The organism is Serratia sp. CY27727, from assembly GCF_052169275.1.
GTDB lineage: Bacteria > Pseudomonadota > Gammaproteobacteria > Enterobacterales > Enterobacteriaceae > Serratia > Serratia sarumanii.
Genome location: NZ_JBJNLB010000002.1, coordinates 426,146 through 448,443 on the forward strand (window position 1 = coordinate 426,146; position 22,298 = coordinate 448,443).

Annotated in this window: 20 protein-coding genes, 1 tRNA gene and 1 pseudogene; 15 read left to right on the forward strand and 7 right to left on the reverse strand. The window is 62.5% G+C overall.

Going from position 1 to position 22,298, the window contains the following annotated elements; all coding sequences use genetic code 11:
- Positions 1–92: 92 nt before the first annotated feature.
- A complete protein-coding gene (locus tag ACJ8HB_RS06825) occupies positions 93–536 on the reverse strand; it encodes a MerR family transcriptional regulator (RefSeq protein ID WP_047571381.1) in 444 nt (147 codons plus the stop codon).
- Positions 537–700: 164 nt separating this feature from the next.
- Here ACJ8HB_RS06825 and ACJ8HB_RS06830 point away from each other — a divergent pair, with 164 nt between their 5' ends.
- From ACJ8HB_RS06830 to ACJ8HB_RS06850, 5 genes are all read left to right on the forward strand, one after another.
- Positions 701–1,531, forward strand: a complete 831-nt coding sequence (locus ACJ8HB_RS06830; RefSeq protein WP_047571383.1) for an alpha/beta fold hydrolase — start codon at positions 701–703, stop codon at positions 1,529–1,531.
- 67 nt (positions 1,532–1,598) lie between these two features.
- Positions 1,599–2,543 carry an NAD-dependent epimerase/dehydratase family protein gene (locus ACJ8HB_RS06835; RefSeq protein WP_047571386.1) on the forward strand — a complete coding sequence of 315 codons (945 nt, stop codon included), beginning with the start codon at positions 1,599–1,601 and terminating at the stop codon, positions 2,541–2,543.
- A gap of 50 nt (positions 2,544–2,593) precedes the next feature.
- Positions 2,594–3,277, forward strand: coding sequence for a type 1 glutamine amidotransferase domain-containing protein (locus ACJ8HB_RS06840; protein ID WP_047571387.1), 684 nt, complete (start codon positions 2,594–2,596; stop codon positions 3,275–3,277).
- Positions 3,278–3,367: 90 nt separating this feature from the next.
- Positions 3,368–4,243 (forward strand): glyoxalase III HchA, encoded by an 876-nt coding sequence (gene hchA, locus ACJ8HB_RS06845; RefSeq protein ID WP_039565217.1) that lies wholly within the window; start codon positions 3,368–3,370, stop codon positions 4,241–4,243.
- Positions 4,240–4,968: a PA1136 family autoinducer-binding transcriptional regulator gene (locus tag ACJ8HB_RS06850; RefSeq protein ID WP_047571389.1), complete on the forward strand. Its 729-nt coding sequence runs from the start codon at positions 4,240–4,242 to the stop codon at positions 4,966–4,968. Before hchA ends, ACJ8HB_RS06850 begins: the two co-directional genes overlap by 4 nt.
- Here the strand turns inward: ACJ8HB_RS06850 and ACJ8HB_RS06855 are convergent.
- Positions 4,965–5,855 carry a LysR substrate-binding domain-containing protein gene (locus ACJ8HB_RS06855; RefSeq protein ID WP_047571391.1) on the reverse strand — a complete coding sequence of 297 codons (891 nt, stop codon included), beginning with the start codon at positions 5,853–5,855 and terminating at the stop codon, positions 4,965–4,967. The two genes, ACJ8HB_RS06850 and ACJ8HB_RS06855, sit on opposite strands and share 4 nt — an antisense overlap.
- Positions 5,856–5,984: 129 nt before the next feature.
- Here ACJ8HB_RS06855 and ACJ8HB_RS06860 point away from each other — a divergent pair, with 129 nt between their 5' ends.
- Positions 5,985–6,557, forward strand: a complete 573-nt coding sequence (locus tag ACJ8HB_RS06860) for a hypothetical protein (RefSeq protein WP_047571393.1) — start codon at positions 5,985–5,987, stop codon at positions 6,555–6,557.
- A gap of 234 nt (positions 6,558–6,791) precedes the next feature.
- On the opposite strand, the gene ACJ8HB_RS06865 is transcribed toward ACJ8HB_RS06860, so the two are convergent.
- Positions 6,792–7,592 (reverse strand): trypsin-like peptidase domain-containing protein, encoded by an 801-nt coding sequence (locus tag ACJ8HB_RS06865; protein WP_047571395.1) that lies wholly within the window; start codon positions 7,590–7,592, stop codon positions 6,792–6,794.
- A 213-nt stretch (positions 7,593–7,805) separates the two neighbouring features.
- Positions 7,806–8,726 carry an AraC family transcriptional regulator gene (locus tag ACJ8HB_RS06870; protein ID WP_047571397.1) on the reverse strand — a complete coding sequence of 307 codons (921 nt, stop codon included), beginning with the start codon at positions 8,724–8,726 and terminating at the stop codon, positions 7,806–7,808.
- Positions 8,727–8,831: 105 nt separating this feature from the next.
- Between ACJ8HB_RS06870 and ACJ8HB_RS06875 the strand changes: the two are divergent.
- Positions 8,832–9,664: pseudogene (locus tag ACJ8HB_RS06875) on the forward strand (oxidoreductase).
- Between the two features lie 96 nt (positions 9,665–9,760).
- On the opposite strand, the gene ACJ8HB_RS06880 reads toward ACJ8HB_RS06875, so the two are convergent.
- The 3 genes from ACJ8HB_RS06880 to dpiA all read right to left on the reverse strand — a co-directional run bounded on the left by ACJ8HB_RS06880 (position 9,761) and on the right by dpiA (position 13,835).
- Positions 9,761–9,836, reverse strand: a tRNA-Asn gene (locus tag ACJ8HB_RS06880).
- 114 nt (positions 9,837–9,950) lie between these two features.
- Positions 9,951–13,046 (reverse strand): beta-galactosidase, encoded by a 3,096-nt coding sequence (locus tag ACJ8HB_RS06885; protein ID WP_047571398.1) that lies wholly within the window; start codon positions 13,044–13,046, stop codon positions 9,951–9,953.
- 102 nt (positions 13,047–13,148) lie between these two features.
- Positions 13,149–13,835, reverse strand: a complete 687-nt coding sequence (gene dpiA / locus ACJ8HB_RS06890) for a two-component response regulator DpiA (RefSeq protein WP_021505854.1) — start codon at positions 13,833–13,835, stop codon at positions 13,149–13,151.
- Positions 13,836–14,148: 313 nt separating this feature from the next.
- Here dpiA and citC point away from each other — a divergent pair, with 313 nt between their 5' ends.
- From citC to agp, 8 genes are all read left to right on the forward strand, one after another.
- Positions 14,149–15,219, forward strand: a complete 1,071-nt coding sequence (gene citC / locus ACJ8HB_RS06895; RefSeq protein ID WP_004940809.1) for a [citrate (pro-3S)-lyase] ligase — start codon at positions 14,149–14,151, stop codon at positions 15,217–15,219.
- Complete coding sequence (citD, locus tag ACJ8HB_RS06900; protein ID WP_019452464.1) at positions 15,219–15,527, forward strand: citrate lyase acyl carrier protein; 309 nt, start codon at positions 15,219–15,221, stop codon at positions 15,525–15,527. The genes citC and citD overlap by 1 nt, the downstream gene beginning before the upstream one ends.
- Positions 15,511–16,431: a citrate (pro-3S)-lyase subunit beta gene (gene citE / locus ACJ8HB_RS06905; RefSeq protein WP_047571400.1), complete on the forward strand. Its 921-nt coding sequence runs from the start codon at positions 15,511–15,513 to the stop codon at positions 16,429–16,431. Before citD ends, citE begins: the two co-directional genes overlap by 17 nt.
- The gene (citF, locus tag ACJ8HB_RS06910; protein ID WP_047571402.1) at positions 16,431–17,936 is read left to right on the forward strand and encodes a citrate lyase subunit alpha; all 1,506 of its coding nucleotides are present in this window, start codon (positions 16,431–16,433) and stop codon (positions 17,934–17,936) included. Before citE ends, citF begins: the two co-directional genes overlap by 1 nt.
- A 3-nt stretch (positions 17,937–17,939) precedes the next feature.
- Positions 17,940–18,488 (forward strand): citrate lyase holo-[acyl-carrier protein] synthase, encoded by a 549-nt coding sequence (gene citX / locus ACJ8HB_RS06915; RefSeq protein ID WP_047571404.1) that lies wholly within the window; start codon positions 17,940–17,942, stop codon positions 18,486–18,488.
- Positions 18,469–19,353 carry a triphosphoribosyl-dephospho-CoA synthase CitG gene (gene citG, locus ACJ8HB_RS06920; RefSeq protein WP_047571406.1) on the forward strand — a complete coding sequence of 295 codons (885 nt, stop codon included), beginning with the start codon at positions 18,469–18,471 and terminating at the stop codon, positions 19,351–19,353. The genes citX and citG overlap by 20 nt, the downstream gene beginning before the upstream one ends.
- A gap of 25 nt (positions 19,354–19,378) precedes the next feature.
- Positions 19,379–20,842 (forward strand): anion permease, encoded by a 1,464-nt coding sequence (locus ACJ8HB_RS06925; RefSeq protein WP_015378437.1) that lies wholly within the window; start codon positions 19,379–19,381, stop codon positions 20,840–20,842.
- Between the two features lie 146 nt (positions 20,843–20,988).
- Positions 20,989–22,218, forward strand: coding sequence for a bifunctional glucose-1-phosphatase/inositol phosphatase (gene agp / locus ACJ8HB_RS06930; RefSeq protein WP_047571408.1), 1,230 nt, complete (start codon positions 20,989–20,991; stop codon positions 22,216–22,218).
- The last annotated feature ends 80 nt before the right edge of the window (positions 22,219–22,298 follow it).

A 22,298-nucleotide genomic window follows, 5' to 3' on the forward strand; every position in this document is an offset into this window, starting at 1 on the left:
GCCTTCCGGGTAGAGGGCGCGGCAGAAAGACTATATTCTTAAAGCGGACTTGAAGGTCAAGCCCGCAGATGAACGCAGATGAACGCAGGCGATCAGGCGCCGGAGGCGCTCTTCTTGGTGGATGAGGCGGGAACGGGATCCGGCAGCAGGCCGACCAGACGCTGCAGGTTGGCTTCGCAGGAAATCCCGTCGGGGCGATTTTCAATGTTGGCGATCAGCATCAGCAGATCTGCTTTATTTTGCGCCAGCTGTTGTTGTAAACGCTCGATTTCCGCGACGCGGGCAGTCAGGATATGCCTGAGCTCTTCGTGATCCCAGGATCCCTGGCCATGCGGCAGGAACTGGCGGATCTGTTCCAAAGAAAATCCGGCGCGCTGGGCGCTGTCGATAATTTTCAGCATGCCGGGCATCTCGGGCGAGTAGTTCCGATAGCCATTGCTCTGGCGCGGCGGTGGCGTGATCAGACCCTCCGCCTCGTAGAAACGAATGCGCGAAGGAGTGAGCCCCGTCGCTTTCGCCAAATCCCCAATCTTCATTCTGTCTGCTGCCCTCGCTTGACCTTAAAGTGAACTTTAAACCTATACTCGTTAAACGATCAACACAAGATCGTCGGCCAACCGGGATGAGGGAGCCAGAAATCCCGGCGCCGCGCGCAGTATAAACCTTCTTTTTTAACCAAAGTGTAAATGGGAGAAACGACATGGGTTACGTAACGACCAGCGATGGCGTCGAGATTTTCTACAAGGATTGGGGCCCCAAAAACGGCAAGGTTATCTATTTTCACCACGGCTGGCCGCTGTCCAGCGATGACTGGGATGCCCAGATGCTGTTCTTCGTGAACAAAGGGTTCCGCGTGGTTGCGCACGATCGCCGCGGCCACGGCCGCTCCAGCCAGGTGTCGGAAGGGCACGACATGGACCACTACGCCGATGACGTCGCCGCGGTGGTAAAACACCTGGGCGTGCAGGGCGCGATGCACGTGGGCCACTCGACGGGCGGCGGCGAGGTGGTGCGCTATATCGTGCGCCACGGCGAGGACAAGGTGTCCAAAGCGGTGCTGATCAGCGCGGTGCCGCCGCTGATGGTAAAAACCGACGCCAATCCGCAGGGCACCCCCAAAGCGGTGTTCGATGATTTCCAGGCGCAGTTGGCCGCCAACCGGGCGCAGTTCTATTACGACGTGCCCGCCGGCCCGTTCTACGGCTATAACCGCCCGGGCGCCAAACCGTCGGAGCCGATTATCTGGAACTGGTGGCGCCAGGGCATGATGGGTGGCGCCAAGGCGCACTACGACGGCATCGTCGCCTTCTCGCAGACCGATTTCACCGAAGATCTCAAGAAGATTGCCATTCCGGTGCTGGTGATCCACGGCGACGACGATCAGGTGGTGCCTTATCAGGACTCCGGCGTGCTGTCGGCCAAGCTGGTGCAGAACGGCACGCTCAATACCTATAAGGGCGCGCCGCACGGCATCCCGACCACCCATGCCGATCAGGTCAACGCCGATCTGCTGGCGTTCGTGAACAGCTAAGCGCGAAAAAGGCCTTTTGCCCCGCCCGAGTGGGCGGGGCTTTTTTTCATTACGATGAGGAACGGAAATGCAAACGATTCTGGGCGCCAGTGGCCAGATCGCCCAAGAGCTGGCGCGCGAGCTGAAGCGAGCGTACACCGACGATTTAAGATTGGTCAGCCGCCATCCGCAGAATGTCAACGACAGCGATACGCTGGTTGCGGCCGACCTGCTCGATGCACAGCAGACCCTGGCGGCGGTGCAGGGCAGCGACGTGGTGTATTTCGCCGCCGGCTTGCCGCCGGATTCGGCGCTGTGGGAGGCGCAGTTCCCGACCATGCTGCAGAATGCGCTCGACGCCAGCCGTGCGGTGGGCGCGCCTTTCGTCTACTTCGACAATACCTATATGTATCCGCAGAACGGCGATCTGCAGACGGAGTCGACGCCGTTCGCGCCGCGCGGGCGCAAGGGAAGAGTGCGCGCCCTGATGGCCGAGAAGGTGCTCGACGAGATGAAACGGGGGCATATTCCGGTGCTCATCGGCCGTGCGCCCGAGTTTTATGGGCCGGGGAAAACGCAAAGCTTCACCAATGCGCTGATCGTCGACAGGCTGAAAGCGGGGGAAAAACCGCGCGTGCCGGTGCGCGACGACAAGCTGCGCACGCTGATCTGGACGCCCGACGCCAGCCGCGCGTTGGCGCGGCTCGGCAACGCTCCCGAGGCGTTCGGCCAGACGTGGCATTTGCCCTGCTGCGACGAACGGCTCACCTACGCGCAGTTCGCTGCCCTGGCGTGCGAGACGTTCGGGCAAGCGGTCTCTTACTCGGTTATCGGCAAAGGGATGCTGACCGCAGCGGGCCTGTTCTCGTCCGGGGCGCGTGAGATGCGCGAGCTGCTGCCGCGCTACGAGCACGACAACCTGTTCGACTCCACCAAGTTCAAACAGCGTTTTCCTGACTTCGCCATCACGACGTATCGCGCCGGGCTGGAAACGATTTGGCGGGAGTGGAAGAACGCGCAAGCGCGGCGTTAGGCCCCCGTCATGCAGTTTCCGTCGGTTACTACAACACCCAGAGGTTTACCATGAGCAGACGCATTCTGCACGTCGTCACTAACGTTTCCCATTATGACAATCCCGCGTATAAGACCGGGCTCTGGCTATCGGAACTAACCCACGCCTATGCTATTTTCGCCGGACAAGGGTACGAGCAGCATATTGTCAGCCCGCAGGGCGGGCGCTCGCCGCTGGAACCGCGCGCGCTCAAATGGCCGCTGTTGGATGCCTCCGCGAAAGCATGGCTCAAGACGCCGGCCAAAATGGCGCTGCTTGAAAATACGCTGAGCCCTCAGCAGGTCGATCCGGTGCGCTTCGACGCCATCTACTTCACCGGCGGGCACGCCGTCATGTGGGATTTTCCCGACAGCGCCGAGCTTCAGCAGATAACCCGTGAGATCTACGAACGCGGCGGCGTCGTTTCCGCGGTGTGCCACGGCTATTGCGGGTTGCTCAACGTGCGGCTGTCCAATGGGACACTGCTGGTGGCGGGGCGCCGGATCACCGGTTTCTCATGGCCGGAGGAAGTGCTGGCGGGGGTTGCGCGCGACATGCCCTACAACGCGCAGGCCGAGATGCAAAAACGCGGCGCGCGCTATGAGAAAGCGCTGTTGCCGTTCGTGCCGCACGCGGTGGTCGACGGCCGTCTGGTGACGGGCCAGAACCCTAATTCGGCCAAGTTGACCGCTAAACGGGTTGTCGCGTTGCTTTGAGCGTTCGGCTTGAGGGATATCCCTCATTGCGGCCCCGCCGGCGGTTATTTAAGCTGAAAGGGCAACGTAACGGTGAATATGGAGATAATCATGACTGATTCAGTGTCCAACGATCGTAATCCCACCCCGGATGTGGCGGAAGACAACGCGTTCTTCCCATCACCTTACTCCCTCAGCCAGTATACCTCGTCCAAAACCGACTTCGCGGGCGCCAGCTACCCGAACGCCTATCGTGGCGGCAAGTGGAAGGTGCTGATGATCGCCTCGCAGGAGCGCTACCTGCTGATGCAAAACGGCAAGTTCTTCTCCACCGGCAACCACCCGGTCGAGATGCTGTTGCCGATGCATCATCTGGATCTGGCCGGTTTCGAGATCGATATCGCCACGCCGTCCGGCGATCCGGTGAAGCTGGAGATGTGGGCGTTCCCGCAGGAGGACGACGCGGTCAAGGCCACCTACGAGAAGTACCGCAGCCAGCTCAAGCAGCCGAAAAAGCTGACGGAAGTGGTGAAGGATCTGGATGGCGGCAACTACCTCGGCGTTTTCATCCCCGGCGGCCACGGCGTACTGAATGATATCCCGTTCAGCGAAGAGGTGAAAAAGACCCTGCACTGGGCGCACGACAACGATCGCTACGTGATTTCGCTGTGCCACGGGCCGGCCGGTTTGCTGGCGGCGGGCATCGGCGAGAGCAAAGAGGATTTCCTCTATCGTGGCTATGAAATGTGCGTGTTCCCGGACTCGCTCGATACCGGCGCCAACATCGACATTGGCTACATCCCCGGCCCGATGCCCTGGCTGGTGGGCGAGCGCTTGCGCGAGCGGGGCGTGAAGATCGTTAACGCCGACATCACCGGCAAGGTGCATAAAGATCGGCGCCTGCTGACCGGCGACAGCCCGCTGGCTTCCAACAACCTCGGCAAGCTGGCGGCGGAGACGCTGCTGGCCGACGTCGCCGTGCGATGAGCGACGAGATCGCGCAGCGCGCTTTCCAGACGGCGCTGGCGATGGACCACGAGCGAACCCTGTCCGCCATTCAGGGGCGGGTTCGCGCCTTCGCCGCGCCGTTCGGCTTCGATCGCTTTGTGCTGTTTTCCGCTTCCGCTGCGGCGGAGGCGGGGATCGAGCATATCTATTGGGTCGAGGGCGACTGGTTCGGCGACGGCGAGGCCGTCGATGCGCTGACCTACGTGCGGCACTGCCCGGTGACCCGGCATATGCTGCGGGTCAGCGAGCCGTTCTTCTGGACCAAGACCCGGGCGCAGCAGGGCGAGCGCTACCGGATTGTACGCACGCCGCGTGGTGCCGGCCTGCACGGCGTGCAGATCCCGGTGTTCGGCCCGGCCGGTTTGGAGGGCGCCGTCAGCCTGGGGGGCGAGCGCATCGACGCTTCGCCGCCGGCGCGGCTGGCGCTGTCGCTGGTGGGCACGGCGGCCTTTCAGGCGGCGCGGCGGCTGTTCGCACCGGCGGCCGGCGAGGGGGAGAGCAGGCTGTCGGCGCGTGAGCGCGAGGTGCTGAGCTGGACCGCCATCGGCCGGCGGCAGGCGGATATCGCCGCGATGCTCGGCCTGTCTGAGCGCACGGTGGAAAACCACCTGCGGCGCATTCGCCAACGCCTTGGTGCCGCCACTACCGCGCAGGCGATCGGCGTGGCGATCCGCCTGGGGGAAATCGCCCTCGAGCGCCGTTAGCCCACCGCCATTTGCCGCAGCAGCCACTCGCGCAGCGCAATGATATCGGGGCGCTGCGCGGTTTCTTCGGTGGCTACCAGGTAATAGTTGGCGCCGGGTAACGACATCTCGAACGGCGCGGCCAGCACGCCGCGCTGCAACAAATCGCGCGCCAGCAGCCGGCTGGCGATCACCACCCCCTGGCCCGCCACAGCCGCCTGCAGCGCATGCGTCTCGTCGCTGAAGGTCAGCCCGGCTTCCACGTTCAACCCTTCCGGCCCATAGCGCCGCCGCCAGTTTTCCCAGGTCGGCGCGTCGGCAGGCACCTGCCGATGTTCCACGTGAAACAGCGTTACCCGCTGCAAATCCTCGCTGCGCTCCAGCGCCAGCGCCGGGCTGGCCACCACGATAAAGCGATCCTCATGCAGCAGGGTGCAGTGCAGATCGGTTTCCGGCGTTTCACGGTAGCGGATGGCGACGTCCACGGTGCGCTGGTTGAGATCGACGCGCTCGACGCTGGTGTGCAGGCGCAGATCGATGGCGGGAAACTCCGCCTTGAAATCCGCCAGCCGCGGCACCAGCCAGTGGGTGAGAAAATTGGAGGTGGTGGTGACGGTCAGCGCCGGCGGCTGTTGGGCGCGGGTGATTTGGGCGATGGACTGCTCCAGCGCGGCAAAGGCGCGCTGGGTGCCGGCATACAGGATCTCGCCGATCTCGGTCAGGCTGACGCCCTGCGCGCTGCGCTCGCACACCCGGCATGCCAGCACCGACTCCAGCAGCTTAATCTGGTGGCTGACCGCCGTCGCGCTGACGCCCAGCTCCTCGGCGGCCAGTTTGAAGCTGCGGCAGCCGGCCACGGCGTGGAAGGCGCGCAGCGCGCCCAGCGGCGGCAAACGGGGTTTTCTCATGGCTGAGTTATTCTCATCTAAGGCTGAAAACTATGAGTTTGTCTGACCGATTATACAAGAGATAGGCTACTGACATGTGAACAGGGAAATGAATTTATTTCATCATTTCCACCATGTCGGGAGTTAACGATGAGCATATATGTCAACAACGGCGCCCTGGGCGCCATGGAACACACGGGTACGGCGGCGAGCGCCCTGGCGCTCAGCGTGCCGGTCGCGGCGGGCGCCTTGCTGCTGAAGACCGAAAGCCTGCTGGGCATCGGCGCAACGCTGATGCTGCTAACGGCATTGGCGCTGGCGTTTCTCGGCGGCGCCGCGCTGGCCCGCTGGCAGCCGCTGCGGAAGCGGCTTGCGCTGGCTATGCTCCGCTACGGTTTTTTGCTGGCGGCGGTGGGGTGGCTATTGACGCTGCTGATGCTGTTCGGCGGCCATGATTGGCTGGCCCTGCTGGCGGGCATCGCCCTCGGCGGCCTGGGGCAGGGCGTGGCCTACCGCACGGCGGTGGGGGAAAAAAGAGCGCTCACCGTGGCGCACCGTTTGACGACGGTGGTGAGCATCGTGGCCGTGGTGGTTGCCGCGTTGCTGATTCAAACCTACGCCGCGCCGGGCGCGAGAGGAAGCTGTTTCGCGCTGGCGCTGCTGGTCGATCTGGCGCTGCTGGGAGCGTTGATGGCGCGGGTTGCGGAGCGGGATGGGGGTTGAGACATTGCGGAGGGACAAGGGCCTGCCTGGGGGCGGGGTGGGCTTTTTTGTTTTTGGGGGATTGTTGGAGCAGAGATTGCGATACCCAATTTATATCTTTAATGAATCCAGCATTTCTGTGCAATCATTCATTAGATTTTCCTTAATTGGGTAGTAGCCAAGCTCCGCTTCTCGCTCAGAACGGATGGCGTTAACATCATGTAAGTCGGATGAAAATGGGTACAGGTGACGACATTATTTGAACAACGCATTTAGTTCATTAGAAAAATCAATAAAGGTCGTACCCACCAGGAAGTTTCCTCTTTTTGCTCGATGTTCTTTAAATGAACCAACTGCCCGAAGTGAATACCGTTCAACGCCGCTGCTCATAACGATCTGAGCAATCACGCCTCCACTCATTCCAGCCAGCGATGGTGTAGCTGTTGTACAGCTGATCGGTTCAAAAGTGACATTTTTATTTTTCCCATCAGGGATAAAGTGAAAGAAGATATCCTCTGTTACCCGATCATAGTGAAAATTGTGAAAAGTTAGGGCGAAAGGCGTCAGCCCTCTCTCCGGCCGCAGTCTATGTAGTTTGTTGTGCTTTGCAGGGTAACCAATAATGACAAAAGAGGAGGTTTTAATCTCTCTGGTATTATCGATAGAAGTGAATAATCTGCTGTCAGGAATACCCATTGCAATCTTTTTCGGCAAAGGTATAACTGCATAATCTTGTTCATTATTAAAAAGTATTTCTAGATTTTCGAACAGGAATTTAACACCATCAATTGAGATAAAAGGTAAATCGCTTTTACGCATCTCGGTGATAACATGAGAAGCCGTCATAATGCATGGCACTTTACCATCAAGCAAGTAGAGAAAACCGCTGCCGACCAGTACAGCCTCCTGAGTGCTGAATTCTTTTTTGACGAAAAATGACACTAGTGCACTCCGCCAGTCCAAAATCAGGGTCGATGTTAAATTTTTTTCTATCCAGTTTGGAACAAAGACTCCAATAGGTAGATAGGGATAAATCATGGAGGCGTCAGTTAGCATGCTATTCCTTGCATATTGTCAGATGAAATACATCCCCTATCAAAACATCTATTGAAGGCGTGTTCAATTCAATGGGTAATAGCCATACGCCTTGTAGCAAGTTTTTAGGCAGTACTAACGTTCGCTCCTCTTGACTATTCTCCAGTCTGTCCGCTTCGCGCCAGAAGCGAACACTCCATACCCCAAGGCAGAGTTTGCCATACCAAATAAGCCTCAGTGCGACGAAACAAATATCGAGGCAGGCTGCGCGGGCGGAATGGCGAAGTGACGCTGCATGCGTTTTATCTCCTCTGCCGGTGGCAGGCCAAACAGACGTTTGAATTCGCGGTTAAATTGCGATGGGCTTTCATAGCCAACGGCGTAACTCGCGGCGGCGGCGGTGATTTGTTGGCGCACCATCAGCATCCGTGCCTGGTGCAGGCGTACCGATTTCACATACTGCATCGGCGGCATCTTCGTTATCGCCTTGAAATGGCTATGAAAGGTCGGCACGCTCATGCCAGCCTTCATCGCCAGCTGCGTCAGCGTTAGCGGCTCCGCGTAAGTGGCATGGATGTGCTGCAACGCTTTGCCGATTTTGCCAAACTGGCCCTGCAAGGCCAGCGCGGCACGCATGGCGTTGCCCTGTGCGCCTGTCAACACGCGGAAATAAAGCTCACGCAGCCGCGTCGGGCCGAGGATCGCCGCCTCAAGCGGGTTAGCCAGGACGTCAAGTAAGCGAAGTACGGCCATTTTTACCGCGCCGTCCATGGGGCTCGACATCATGCTTTGCGGCGCGACGGGAGGGTGCGGGGCGCCATGCTGTTCAATCTGCAACATCAGTTCAGCGGCAAGCTGAAAATCCAGATGCATATAAATTGCCAGCAGCGGATGTGCTGCCGACGCATCGGTTTCCATCACAAACGGCACCGGCACCGAAACCGCCAGGTAGTGCTGCTCATCATATAAATAGGTCTGTTGACCGAAATAGCCGCGTTTGCTGCCCTGACAGACAATCACGATCCCCGGATCGTAAAGCACCGGCGTTCTGGCAAGCGGGCGATCGGATCGCAAAATTCGCACATCAGGTAGGGCAGTGAGGTTGTATCCCTCTTGCACCGCAAGTCTATTCATCAGGGCAATTATGTCGGACATCCCACCACCTCATAAAATCAGGCAAGAAAAAGAGAAGATACGGCCTAAAAATGCGGCAGTACAGAGAATACCATGCAACCTTCATGGTTCATGGGAGTTCTTTTTATGGCATCTGCAAAAACGATTTTAATCACCGGCGTCAGCAGTGGCTTTGGCCAGGCGCTGGCGCGGGAAGCCCTCGCCGTAGGGCATCGGGTTGTAGGGACGGTGCGCAACAGCGAAGCACTGCAGGCATTCGGCGCGCTCGATACGCAGCGGGCTTTTGGCTATCTGCTTGATGTCACGGACGTTGAACGTATTGATGAGGTGGTTGGAGAGATAGAGTCCGCCGTCGGTCCGATAGATGTGCTGGTGAACAATGCCGGTTACGGCCATGAAGGCATACTGGAAGAATCCCCGCTGCAGAGCTGCGCCGCCAGTTTGACGTCAATGTGTTTGGCGCGGTGGCGATGATCAAAGCCGTGCTGCCGGGCATGCGCCAGCGCCGTCGCGGCCACATTATCAATATCACCTCAATGGGCAGTTTCATTACCTTGCCCGGTATCAGCTATTACTGCGGCAGCAAATTTGCGCTGGAAGGGATATCAGAAACGTTAAGCAAAGAGCTTGCCCCGTTCAACCTACACGTGACCGCAGTGGCGCCGGGCTCGTTTCGGACGGACTGGGCCGGGCGTTCAATGGTACGCAGCCCTCGCTGTCTCCCGGACTATGACGCGTTATTTGAACCTGTTCGTCAGGCGCGTCAGGAAAAAAGCGGCAAGCAACTCGGCGATCCCGTGAAGGCGGCTCACGCCATGCTGGCATTGATCGAGAGCCGGAACCCACCCACGCATCTGTTGTTAGGCAGTGACGCATTAAGTTTGGTGCGGCAAAAGCTTGAGGCGTTAGGCAAGGAAATTGAACAGTGGGAGAAACTTACCCGTTCAACGGATGGCTGACCAGTTTCGGGTAGAGAGAGTGCAGGGGATAATTGAGTATAACCGCCCAACAGCAAAAAGCCCGCTCGGGTTTCCCTGAGCGGGCTTCTCTAAATATGGCTCCTCTGACTGGACTCGAACCAGTGACATACGGATTAACAGTCCGCCGTTCTACCGACTGAACTACAGAGGAATCGTGTGAACGGGGCGAATAATAGCGAGGCGCCGTCGGCATGTCAAAGGCGGATTACACATTCTGTGACTGTTTGCTTACAGAATGCGCAACCCGTTGAGTTTTTTGGCAGATTTAGCTCTCTGGCGCCCGCTGCAGGCGCAACTGATAGCGGTAAACGCCGGCGGTGAGCAGGTAATCCCGGTGTACGCTCGGGCTCCAGGAGTCGTCGCCGCCGACCCCCATATGGAAGCCGTCCAGATGCAGCCAGGTACCTGCCTCCGGCTGCAGCAGATGCTGGTGGCTGCAGGCCATCAGCTGTTGCAGGCCGTAGCGGCTGAGCGAGAAATGGAAGCGGCCGTCGATGCGCCAGCCGCCGTAGCGCAGGCTGCGGGTGTCGCAGCGCAGGCCGTTCTCGCCGGGGAAAATATACGGCGTGTGCAGATCTGCCAGCGGCAGGCGCCAGCGCCCGTGCTGCGCGGCGAGGCGGCGATCCGGGTAATTCTCGTGCGGGCCCAGGCCCAGCCATTCCGCGTGCGGCTGCACCGTCGCCAGTTGGCAGTGCAGGCCGATGCGCGCCGGCGGCGGCAGGGCGTCGGCCACCTCGACCTCCACGTTCACGCTCACCGCACCCAGCGCATCGAACAGCCACTGTTTGCGGCTAAGCAGGAAAATCTGTCCGTCCACGCCGAACTGATGTTCGCTCACCACCCGCACACCGTCTTGCAGCGCATCGGCCTGCAGCCGCGTGCAGCGTTCCTCCAGCCGGTACAGGCCCGCCAGCTTCCAGCGTTCGATCCAGGCGTTGGGATCGATACGGTCCGCCTCGCTGACACCGATGTCGTTATCGATCGGCGCGCGCGCAAAGCCGTCGCGCAGCGGCGTCAGCAGCTGCGGCTGCTCATTCTGCCACCACTGCGTCAGATGGCCGCTGCTGCGCTCGAAGCGCCAGCGCTGGTCGCCGTGGGTGAGTGTCAGCCCCTGATCGTCTTCAATCAGCGTTGGCGGCACGCCCTGCGGCGGCGGCGGCGCGGGATGCAGCGCGCGCGGCACCCGCCATTGATCCCAGGCGCAGCGGTGGTGCGCTTCGGACCAGTCGGTGGCCTGCGGCTGCACCACCTCCACGTTCAGCCACAGCTCGCCGGGCTGATGCAGCATCGGCAGGCGGTCGAGCAGGGTGAAGCTATGGCTGCCCTGCGGCGGCAGCGCCAGATCGAAGCTGCCGCTGGCGCGCTCCACGCCGTCCAGCTCCAGCCGCCAGTTGAGCTGCTCGTTGTCGGTCTGGCGGAACAGGTAATCGCTGGTGACGGTCAGCGTCAGCGAGGCGGCGTCGAAGGCGAAGCGGAACAGCTGCTGCGCCCGCTGCGCTTCGAACAGCGCCGGGTGCGGGGTGCGATCCGCGAACACCAGCCCGTTCAGGCAGAACTGGCGATCGTTGGGGGTATCGCCGAAGTCGCCGCCGTAGGCCCAGAACTCTTCGCCCTGTGCGTCGCGCTTGATCAGCGCCTGATCGACCCAGTCCCAGACAAAGCCGCCCTGCAGGCGCGGATGTTCGTGGAACGCGCGCCAGTAACGCTCAAAGCCGCCGAAGCTGTTGCCCATCGCATGGGCGTATTCGCACAGGATCAGCGGCCGCTGTTCCTCCGGCAGGCCGATCCACTTGCCGATCGCCCATTTGGGCACCGCCGGGAACGGCTGATCCTGATCCACCCGCGCATACATCGGGCAGATGATGTCGGTAGCGGCGGTGTCGGCGCCACCGCCTTCATATTGCACCGGGCGGGTTGGATCCTGGCTTTTCACCCAGCGGTACAGCGCGTCGTGGTTCACGCCGTGGCCGGACTCGTTGCCCAGCGACCAGATAATGATGCAGGGGTGGTTGCGATCGCGCTGCACCATGCGGGTGACGCGCTCGCTCATCGCCGGCAGCCACAGCGGATCGTCAGCCAGGCGGTTCATCGGCTGTATGCCGTGGGTCTCGATATTGGCTTCGTCCACCACGTAAAGTCCGTAGCGGTCGCACAGCCGGTACCACAGCGGGTGGTTGGGATAGTGCGAGCAACGCACCGCGTTGAAGTTGTGCTGCTTCATCAGCAGGATGTCGTGGCGCATCGTCGCCTCGTCCATCACTTGGCCGTGGCGCGGATGATGCTCGTGGCGGTTAACGCCGCGGATCAGCAGCGGCTGCCCGTTGAGCTTCAGCAACCCGCCGCTGATGTCCACCTGGCGGAAGCCGACGTCATAGGCCTCCACCTCGATAATCTCCCCCTCGGGTGAGAGCAGGGCGACGGTGGCGCGATACAGCGCGGGCGTTTCGGCGCTCCACAGCGCCGGGCGTTCTACCGGCAGGCGCAGCGTGACGCGATCGTCATAGGCGCCGCGCTCGTCCACGATCTCGCTGCCGAGCGGCTGGGTGCGTTCGGCCACCCGCGCGCCATCGCGCCACAGCTGAACCTGCACCTGCACCTGCAGCGGGCCGGGCCGGCTGGCGCGCGCCGTCACCACCAGTTCGCCGCGGGTAAAGCTGTCATGCAGCGGCGTGGTGATGCGCACATCGCTCAGGTGCGCGGCGGGTTTGTGCAGCAGGCTGACGTCGCGGAAGATGCCGCTCATGCGCCACATGTCCTGATCTTCCAGATAGCTGCCGTCGCACCAGCGCAGCACCATCACCGCCAGCCGGTTTTCACCCGGCTGCAGCCACGGGCTGAGATCGAACTCCGCCGGCAGGCGGCTGTCCTGCGAATAGCCGACCCAGTGGCCGTTGCACCACAAATAGAACGCCGAGTTGACGCCGTCGAAGATGATGCGCGTCTGGCCGGCGACCAGCCAGGCCGGATCGACGCTGAAGGTGCGCGAGTAGCAGCCGGTCGGGTTGTCTTCCGGCACGCGCGGCGGATCGACCGGGAACGGGTAGCGCACGTTGGTGTAAATCGGCGCGTCGTAGCCGGCGAGCTGCCAGTTGCCCGGCACCGCCAGCGGGGCGGCGTCCGGCAGATCCTGCTGCAGCCAACTGTCCGGCGCCGCCTCTGGGCGCGGGAAATAGCTGAAGCGCCACTCGCCGTTCAGCGAGCGGCGGCTGGCGCTGGGGGCATCGTCGCGCGCGTCTTCCACCGTGCGCCAGCTGGCGAACGGCGGGTGGGCGTCCAGCCGGCGGTAGTGGGTGCAGGCCAGGTTTTGCCAGTCACGGCGGGCGAGGATCTCGGTCAGGGAAGCAAGGGGCGCAGCGGGCATCGGCGATCGTCCAGTCGGCTAGGTGATGCTCACCAAGATGCTGACCGGCGCATAAAAAGTAAAGCGGTTACACGCAACCTTGCAAGGGCGATCAAATAACCGCTAATGCGGTTCGCCGGCGCGGTAGATCCGCTGCGGGCGGCCGACCTTGCCGTAAATGATCTCGGCGCGCAGCTGCTGCGCGGCGGTGCAAAACTCCAGATAACGGCGCGCGGTGGTGCGGCTGAGCCCCATTTTTTGCGCAACGCTTTCAGCGGTGTGGCGCGCGGCGGGTTCGGCAAACAGCGCGCGGACCTTGCCCAGCGTCAGCTCGTCGATGCCGGCGGGCAGCGCCGCCTGCTGTTCGCCGCGGGCGTAGGTGTTGAACATCTCGTCGATGCGGCGCTGGTTGAGGCGCGCTTTGTCCTTCAGCGCTTCGCGACGCTGGCTGAAGCGCTGCAGGGTCTGGCTCAGCCGGTCATAGGCCAGCGGTTTGATCAGGTAGTCGAATACGCCGTAACGCAACGCCTCGGCCACGGTGGCCATGTCGCTGGCGGCGGTGATGAACACGATGCCGCCGCGATACCCGCTCAGCGTCAGTTCGCGCAGCAGGGTGATGCCCTGGCCGTCGGGCAGAAAGTTGTCCAGCAGGATCAGGTCCGGCTTGAAGCGCTCGGTCATGGCGCGCGCCTGCGCCAGCGTGCCGGCCAGCCAAATCTGGCGGCAGCCGCCGTTCTGGCGGATAAACTCCGCGTGCATCTCCGCCAGCGGCGTTTCGTCTTCAACGATCAGGATGTTCAGCCATTCCATAATGAAACCTGCTATTGCAATCAAGATGCTAAATGAATGTAAGTAAATTGCGGCGCCAAATAAAGATTATCTCAATAATAAACACCATAAGATTAATTAAGCAAATAAAGAACATTAAATAACTTATTAACCAGAATCGGTTTGTGAAATAGGTCAATAATCGGCGTTTTTTTTCTGTTTACCATTAATTTATCGAACGCAAAGTCGCGTTTATCTGCATGGTTTTTAAGGTTTTAATTACCCTTGCTGATGTTAATTAAAATGCCTTTTTGTATTTAATTTGTTGTTTGCCAGTTAACCCAGAGAGCGTGTTATGTTAGGCGATGCCGTATTTAATCGGGTAAAGCGATCGGATCATAAAGCGATTTCGGAAATAAGCGCCTTCTTGCGCAGTAACGATCTGAATATCGACACCACGGTTGAAATATTTATTACCGTTACCCAGCACGACAAATTGGTTGCCTGCGGCGGCATCGCCGACAATATTATCAAATGCGTCGCCATCAGCCCGCTGATGCGCGGCGAAGGGTTGGCGCTGGCGCTGGCGACCGAGCTGGTGAACCTGGCCTACGAGCGCCACCACACCCAGCTGTTTATCTACACCAAGGTGCAGAACGAGCCGCTGTTCCGCCAGTGCGGTTTCTACCCGATCGCCACCGTGCCGGGCATCGTGGTGCTGATGGAAAACAGCCCGTGCCGCCTGAAGCGCTACGCCGCCCAGCTGGCGAGCCAGCGCCGGCCGGGCGACACCATCGGCAGCATTGTGATGAACGCCAACCCCTTCACCCGCGGGCATCAGTATCTGGTGCGTCAGGCGGCCAAACGCTGCGACTGGCTGCACCTGTTTCTGGTGAAGGAAAACACCTCGCGCTTCAGCTATGAAGACCGCCGCCGGCTGGTGCTGGCCGGCACCGCCGATATCCCCAACCTCACGGTACACGAAGGCTCGCAGTACGTGATCTCGCGCGCCACCTTCCCCTGTTACTTCATCAAGGATCAGGGCGTGGCCGATGACTGTTACACCGAAATCGATCTGAAGATCTTCCGCCAGTATCTGGCGCCCGCGCTGGGCATTACCCACCGCTTCGTCGGCAACGAGCCGTTCTGCGCGGTGACCGCGAAATACAACCGCGACATGCGTTACTGGCTGGAAACGCCGGCGCTGCCCAGCCCGCCGATCGCGCTGGTGGAAATCGAGCGTTTGCAATATCAGGGCACGGCGATCTCCGCCTCCTGGGTGCGCAAGCTGCTGGCGGCGGGGGACTTCCACGCCGCCGCGCCGCTGGTGCCGCCGGACACCCTGTACTACCTGCAGGATCTGCAAACGCAGCGCCGGGCCAAGGCGGCCCCGCATCCTTTTGAGTCCGCACAATCAGGTGAATGATGAAAATTATCCGAGAAGCAATGGCCGGCACGCTGGAATCCAGCGATGTCATGGTGCGCATCGCGCCTGCCGAGGGGCCGCAGCACGATCTGTTGATCGCCAGCAGCGTGGAAAAACAGTTCGGCGCGGCGATCCGCCACACCCTGCTGGAGGTGCTGCAGCGCTATGAGGTGGAGCCGGTGCAGGTGATCGTCGACGACAAGGGCGCGCTGGACTGCGTGCTGCGCGCCCGGCTGGAAACGGCGCTGATGCGCGCCTGCGAGGGCGGCCAACTGCCGTGGGAGGCGAAAGATGAAAACGCTGAATAAAACCCGGCTGCGCCGCAGCATGTTGTTCGTCCCCGGCGCCAACGCGGCGATGGTCAGCAACGCCTTTATCTACCAGGCCGATGCGCTGATGTTCGATCTGGAAGACTCGGTGATTCTGCGTGAAAAAGACGCGGCGCGCCGGCTGGTGTACCACGCGCTGCAGCACCCGCTGTACCAGGAGGTGGAAACCATCGTGCGCGTCAATGCGCTCGACTCCGCCTACGGCCTGGCGGACCTGCAGGCGGTGGTGCGCGGCGGCGCGGACATCGTGCGCCTGCCGAAGACCGACAGCGCGCAGGACGTTGTCGACATGGAACGCGAGATTGCCGCCATCGAAGCGGCCTGCGGGCGGCCGGTCGGCAGCACCGGGCTGCTGGCGGCGATCGAATCGGCGCAGGGCATCACCAACGCGGTGGCGATCGCGCACGCCTCGCCGCGTCTTATCGGCATCGCGCTGGGGGCGGAAGACTACGTGCGCAACCTGCGCACCGAGCGCTCGCCGGAGGGCATTGAGCTGCTGTTCGCCCGCTGTTCGCTGCTGCAGGCGGCGCGCGCCGCCGGCATTCAGGCGTTCGACACCGTCTATTCCGACGCCAATAACGAGGCCGGCTTCGTGCAGGAAGCGGCGCTGATCAAACAGCTCGGCTTTGACGGCAAATCGCTGATTAACCCGCGCCAGATTGAGCTGTTGCACAACCTGTACGCGCCGACCGCCAAAGAGGTGGCGCACGCGCAGCGGGTGGTGGACGCCGCCGAAGCGGCGGAGCGGGAAGGGCGCGGCGTGGTGTCGCTCAACGGAAAAATGGTCGACAGCCCGGTGATTGAGCGCGCCCGGCTGGTGCTGGAGCGCGCCGCGCTGTCCGGCTTACGGGAAGAACCGGCGCAGCACGGGGAGGAAGCATGATGAACCGCCAACAACGATTGATGACCTTCGCCAACCCGGCGGATCTGCCGGGCTATCAGGACGTCTCCAAAGCCAATCTGCAGGCGCGCAAACCGCGCGATCTCAAGCTGTGCGACTCCTTGCAGGAAGCGGTGCGCCGCAGCGGACTGCAGGACGGCATGACCATTTCCTTCCACCATGCGTTTCGCGGCGGTGATTTGACGCTCAACCAGGTGATGGAGACGCTGGCGGCGATGGGGTTCCGCAACCTGACGCTGGCGTCCAGCTCGCTGACCGACTGCCATGCGCCGCTGGTTGAGCATATCCGCCACGGCGTGGTGAGCCGCATTTACACCTCCGGGCTGCGCGGCCCGCTGGCGGACGCCGTTTCGCGCGGCCTGCTGGCGGAGCCGGTGCAAATTCACTCGCACGGCGGCCGGGTCAACCTGATCGAATCCGGCGAGCTGAAGATAGACGTGGCCTTCCTCGGCGTGCCGGCCTGCGATGAGTTCGGCAACGCCAACGGTTACAGCGGTGAAGCCTGCTGCGGCTCGCTCGGCTATGCGCGGGTGGACGCCGAGGCGGCGGGCACCGTGGTGCTGCTGACCGAGCAGCTGGTGCCGTATCCGCATCATCCCGCCAGCCTGGCGCAGGATCGGGTGGATCTGATCGTGCAGCTGGAGCGGGTGGGCGACGCCGACAAGATCGGCGCTGACGCCACGCGCATGACCTCGAACCCGCGCGAGCTGCTGATCGCCCGCCGCGCCGCCGAGGTGATCGCCGGTTCCGGCTACTTCACCGAAGGCTTCTCGCTGCAAACCGGCACCGGCGGCGCCTCGCTGGCGGTGACCCGGTTCCTGGAGGACAAGATGCGCGCCCGCGGCATTCGCGCCGCGTTCGCCCTCGGCGGCATCACCTCGACCATGGTGGATCTGCACGAGAAAGGGCTGATCGGCAAACTGCTGGACGTGCAGAGCTTCGATCGGGCGGCGGCGACCTCGCTGGCGCGCAACCCGCGCCATATCGAAATCAGCGCCAACCAATATGCCAACTTCAGCTCCAAGGGCGCGTCGGTCGATCGGCTCGACGTGGTGGTGCTGAGCGCGCTGGAAATCGACACCGGCTTCAACGTCAACGTGCTGACCGGCTCCGACGGCGTGCTGCGCGGCGCGTCCGGCGGCCATTGCGACACCGCCGCCGCCGCGCGGCTGGCGATCATCGTTGCGCCGTTGGTGCGCGGGCGCATCCCGACGCTGGTGGAGCAGGTGACCACCTGCGTCACGCCGGGCTCCAGCATCGACATTCTGGTGACCGACCACGGCATCGCCGTCAACCCGGCGCGGCCGGAGCTGGCGCAGCGCCTGCGGGAAGCCGGGCTGGAGGTGGTGAGCATCGATTGGCTGCGCGCCCGCGCGCTGCAGCTGACCGGCGAACCGCAGCCGATCGCCTTTACCGACAAGGTGGTGGCGGTGGTGCGCTACCGCGACGGCTCGGTGATCGACGTGGTGCATCAGGTGGTGGAGTAGCCGATGGCCGCCGTCGATCCCCAACTGGCCGCTGAACGCGCGGTCAGCCTGCCGGAGTTGCTCACCAGCCGCGAATGCCGCCAGGCGCGCCAGCAGGCGTGGCTGGCGCAGCACGAGTGCACGCTGCTGGTGCTGACGCTGGTGGTGCCCGGCCCGGTGAAGGACAGCGCGCTGACGCGCGGCATATTCAACCTCGGGTGGGCGGCGCTGCTGCGGCTGTGCGCCGAACAGGGTTGGCCCAGCCCGCACGCCGAGGCGCTGGCGCTCGCCACCGGTTGCGAAGGGTTTGTCGCGCTGCGCGCCGATGCCCAGCGGGTGAAGGACTGCGCCATGCAGCTGGAGGTGAGCCGCCCGATCGGCCGGCTGTGGGATATCGACGTGCTGGATACGCAGGGGCGCATTTTGTCGCGCCGCGACATCGGCCTGCCGGAACGGCGCTGCCTGCTGTGCGGCCAACCGGCCAAGATCTGCGCCCGCCAGCGGCGGCACAGCAGCGAGCAGCTGCTGCATGAAATGGAAAGGATGTTCAACGATGCGATCTCTGCCGATTAACCTGCCCGCCCACCGTGCCGAACCGGCCTGCGACTTCGCCCGCGCCGCTTTCCGCGCGCTGCTGGTGGAGGTCAACCTCACGCCCAAGCCGGGGCTGGTGGATCGCCATAACACCGGCGCCCACCGCGATATGGATCTCGGGCATTTCTACCGCAGCGCCCGCGCCATCGGCGTGTGGCTGCCGCGCTTTATCCAACGCGGGCGCGAAGACGCCGCTTTGCCGGCAGAGCAGCAGCTGGCGCGGCTGCGGCCGCTCGGCCTGGCCTGCGAAAACCAGATGTTTCGCGCCACCGGCGGCATTAACACCCACAAGGGCAGCGTGTTCTCGCTCGGGTTGCTGTGCACCGCCTTCGGCCGCCTGCAGCAGCAGGGCCGCGCCATCGTCGCCGAAGCGCTGTGCGCCGAGGTGGCGGCGATGTGCCGGGGGCTGGTGGATCGCGAGCTGCGGCGCAACAACGCCGGGCAGACCGCCGGCCAGCGGCTGTTCGCCGCGCACGGGCTGAGCGGCGCGCGCGGCGAGGCGGAGGCCGGTTTCCTGCTGGTGCTTGACGGCGCGCTGCCGCTGTATCGGCAACGGCTGGCCGCCGGCGGCGACGAACAGCGGGCGCTGCTGGACAGCCTGCTGTGGCTGATGGCCCACAACGACGACACCAACGTCGCCTCGCGCGGCGGCCTGCACGGGCTGCGCTGGCTGCGGCGCCGGGCGGCATTGCTGCTGGCGCAGGGCGGCTCGGCGGGGGAAGCGGGCCTGGCGCGCCTGCGGCGCTTCGATGCCGACTGTATCGCCCGCAACCTCAGCCCCGGCGGCAGCGCCGACCTGTTGATAGTGACCTGGCTGCTGGCGCAGCTGGGTGCCCAAGAATAATAACCAAGCCTTCAGGAGAGTCCCTATGTCCCAAACCCAGGAAAAGATCTGGAAAGCGATAGCGCCGCTGGCGGTGCTCGCGATCCTGTTATTGATACCGGTGCCCGACGGCATGCCGCCACAGGCGTGGCACTACTTCGCCATCTTCGTGGCGATGATCGTCGGCATGATTCTGGAGCCGATCCCGGCCACCGCCATCAGCTTTATCGCGGTGACCGTCAGCGTGCTCAGCGCCAACTGGGTGCTGTTCGGCGCGCAGGAGCTGGCGGAGCCGGGCTTCAAGGCCGGTAAAGAGGCGCTGAAATGGGGGCTGGCGGGTTTCTCCAGCACCACCGTCTGGCTGGTGTTCGGCGCCTTTATCTTCGCACTGGGCTACGAGGCCACCGGTCTGGGGCGGCGCATCGCGCTGTTCCTGGTGAAGTTCATGGGCAAGCGCACGCTGACGCTGGGCTATGCGGTGGTGATCATCGATATCCTGCTGGCGCCGTTCACGCCGTCCAACACCGCGCGCACCGGCGGCACGGTATTCCCGGTGGTGAAAAACCTGCCGCCGCTGTTCGATTCTTTCCCCAACGATCCCTCCTCACGCCGCATCGGCGGTTACCTGATGTGGATGATGGTGGTCGGCACCAGCATCAGCTCCTCGATGTTCGTCACCGGCGCCGCGCCGAACGTGCTGGGCATCGAGTTCGTCGGCAAGATCGCCGGGGTGCACATCAGCTGGATGCAGTGGTTCCTGGCGTTCCTGCCGGTCGGCCTGCTGCTGTTGATCATCGCGCCGCTGATCTCCTACTACCTGTACAAACCGGGCGTGACCCACAGCAGCGAAGTGGCCGCCTGGGCGGATACCGCGCTGGGGGAAATGGGCAAGCTGACGCGCAAGGAATACACCCTGATCGGCCTGGTGCTGCTCAGCCTGTGCCTGTGGGTGTTCGGCGGCAAAGTGCTGGATGCCACCGCGGTGTGCCTGCTGGCGGTGTCGCTGATGCTGGCGCTGCACGTGGTGTCGTGGAAAGAGATCACCAAATACTCCAGCGCCTGGAACACGCTGGTTAACCTGGCGACGCTGGTGGTGATGGCCAACGGCCTGACGCGCTCCGGCTTTATCGACTGGTTCGCCCAGACCATGAGCACCCACCTGGACGGCTTCTCGCCGAACATGACGGTGGTGGCGCTGGTGCTGGTGTTCTACTTCGCCCACTACCTGTTCGCCAGCCTGTCGGCGCACACCGCCACCATGTTGCCGGTGATCCTGGCGGTCGGCAAAGGGCTGCCGGGCGTGCCGATGGAGCAGCTGTCGATGCTGCTGGTGCTGTCGATCGGCATCATGGGCGTGCTGACGCCGTACGCCACCGGGCCGGGGGTGATCATCTACGGCTGCGGCTACGTGAAGTCGAAAGACTACTGGCGCCTGGGCGGCATTCTCGGCGTAGTGTACATTGCCGCGCTGCTGCTGATCGGCTGGCCGATAATGAGCCTGTGGTACTGAGTTGAAGCCACGCGGCCACCGCCCGGTGGCCGCGGTTACGATCCTTTCCCGTGAACCCTGTCACACACTTGTCACACTAACCCCGCCATCATACTCGGGCAAACGCTAACACCTTAAAAATAATCATTTTCCGGGAGCCTCTGCGGATGAGAAAAAAAACGTTATTGCTGTGCCTGCCTTTGTTATTCACCGGGAACGCACTGGCGGAAGCCGGCGGCTATCAACTGGAACAGGTGCTGGTGATGAGCCGCCATAACCTGCGCGCGCCGCTGGCCAACAACGGCAGCGTGCTGGCGCAGTCTACGCCGAAGGCCTGGCCGGCCTGGGAAACGCCGGGCGGCCAGCTGACCACCAAGGGCGGGGTGCTGGAAGTGTATATGGGGCACTATTTCAACGCCTGGCTGAAGCAGACCGGCCTGTTGCCGCAAGAGGGCTGCCCGACCGCCGGCAGCGTGTACGTCTACGCCAACAGCCTGCAGCGCACGGTCGCCACGGCGCAGTTCTTCAGCAACGGCGCGTTCCCCGGCTGCGACGTCAGCGTGCACCATCAGGACAAGATGGGCGAGATGGATCCGACCTTCAACCCGATCATCACCGACACCAGCGAGGCCTTCAACCAGCAGGCGCTGGCGGCGATGAACGCCGCGCTGGGATCGCTGAAGCTGGACGCCTCTTACCAACAGCTGGCGAAGATCATCGACTACAAGGATTCCGCCGCCTGCAAGACCGACAAACACTGCGACCTGAGCAAAGAAACCAGCGTGATGAGCGCGGTGCCGGGCAAAGAGCCGGGCGTCTCCGGCCCGCTGCGGGTGGGCAACTCGCTGGTGGACGCCTTTATGCTGCAGTATTACGAAGGATTCCCGATGAAAGAGGTGGCCTGGGGCAAAATCGCCACCCCGCACCAGTGGCAGCAGTTGGCGCAGCTGAAAGACGGCTATCAGGACTCGCTGTTCACCTCGCCGGTGGTGGCGCAGAACGTCGCCAAGCCGCTGCTGACCTACATCAACAATGCGCTGCTCGGCGAGCGCAAACCGGACGCGCCGAAGCTGACGGTGCTGGTCGGCCACGATTCCAATATTGCCTCGTTGCTGTCGGCCATGCAGTTCCAGCCGTATCAGCTGCCGCAGCAATACGAGAAAACGCCGATCGGCGGCAAACTGGTGTTCCAGCGCTGGCGCGACGCGCAGAACGACCGTGAACTGCTGAAGATCGAGTACGTCTATCAGTCCACCGAACAGCTGCGCAAGGCGACGCCGCTGACGCTGCAAACCCCGCCGCAGCGCGTGACGCTGGCGCTGAAAGGCTGCCCGATCGACAAAGACGGCTTCTGCGCCTGGAGCGATTTCGAAAAGACCATGAAAGGCATCTTGTAATGCCCAGCCTCTCTCCCGAGCGCGGGGGAGAGGCCTCTCCCCACCCCGGCTAATGCGCCGCCGTGCAGGCGTTAACGCCA

Coding starts and splice junctions, on each gene's coding strand:
- ACJ8HB_RS06825 (WP_047571381.1), bottom strand. CDS start 536: ATGAAGATTGGGGATTTGGCGAAAGCGACGGGGCTCACTCCTTCGCGC.
- ACJ8HB_RS06830 (WP_047571383.1), top strand. CDS start 701: ATGGGTTACGTAACGACCAGCGATGGCGTCGAGATTTTCTACAAGGAT.
- ACJ8HB_RS06835 (WP_047571386.1), top strand. CDS start 1,599: ATGCAAACGATTCTGGGCGCCAGTGGCCAGATCGCCCAAGAGCTGGCG.
- ACJ8HB_RS06840 (WP_047571387.1), top strand. CDS start 2,594: ATGAGCAGACGCATTCTGCACGTCGTCACTAACGTTTCCCATTATGAC.
- hchA (WP_039565217.1), top strand. CDS start 3,368: ATGACTGATTCAGTGTCCAACGATCGTAATCCCACCCCGGATGTGGCG.
- ACJ8HB_RS06850 (WP_047571389.1), top strand. CDS start 4,240: ATGAGCGACGAGATCGCGCAGCGCGCTTTCCAGACGGCGCTGGCGATG.
- ACJ8HB_RS06855 (WP_047571391.1), bottom strand. CDS start 5,855: ATGAGAAAACCCCGTTTGCCGCCGCTGGGCGCGCTGCGCGCCTTCCAC.
- ACJ8HB_RS06860 (WP_047571393.1), top strand. CDS start 5,985: ATGAGCATATATGTCAACAACGGCGCCCTGGGCGCCATGGAACACACG.
- ACJ8HB_RS06865 (WP_047571395.1), bottom strand. CDS start 7,592: ATGCTAACTGACGCCTCCATGATTTATCCCTATCTACCTATTGGAGTC.
- ACJ8HB_RS06870 (WP_047571397.1), bottom strand. CDS start 8,726: ATGTCCGACATAATTGCCCTGATGAATAGACTTGCGGTGCAAGAGGGA.
- ACJ8HB_RS06885 (WP_047571398.1), bottom strand. CDS start 13,046: ATGCCCGCTGCGCCCCTTGCTTCCCTGACCGAGATCCTCGCCCGCCGT.
- dpiA (WP_021505854.1), bottom strand. CDS start 13,835: ATGGAATGGCTGAACATCCTGATCGTTGAAGACGAAACGCCGCTGGCG.
- citC (WP_004940809.1), top strand. CDS start 14,149: ATGTTAGGCGATGCCGTATTTAATCGGGTAAAGCGATCGGATCATAAA.
- citD (WP_019452464.1), top strand. CDS start 15,219: ATGAAAATTATCCGAGAAGCAATGGCCGGCACGCTGGAATCCAGCGAT.
- citE (WP_047571400.1), top strand. CDS start 15,511: ATGAAAACGCTGAATAAAACCCGGCTGCGCCGCAGCATGTTGTTCGTC.
- citF (WP_047571402.1), top strand. CDS start 16,431: ATGAACCGCCAACAACGATTGATGACCTTCGCCAACCCGGCGGATCTG.
- citX (WP_047571404.1), top strand. CDS start 17,940: ATGGCCGCCGTCGATCCCCAACTGGCCGCTGAACGCGCGGTCAGCCTG.
- citG (WP_047571406.1), top strand. CDS start 18,469: ATGCGATCTCTGCCGATTAACCTGCCCGCCCACCGTGCCGAACCGGCC.
- ACJ8HB_RS06925 (WP_015378437.1), top strand. CDS start 19,379: ATGTCCCAAACCCAGGAAAAGATCTGGAAAGCGATAGCGCCGCTGGCG.
- agp (WP_047571408.1), top strand. CDS start 20,989: ATGAGAAAAAAAACGTTATTGCTGTGCCTGCCTTTGTTATTCACCGGG.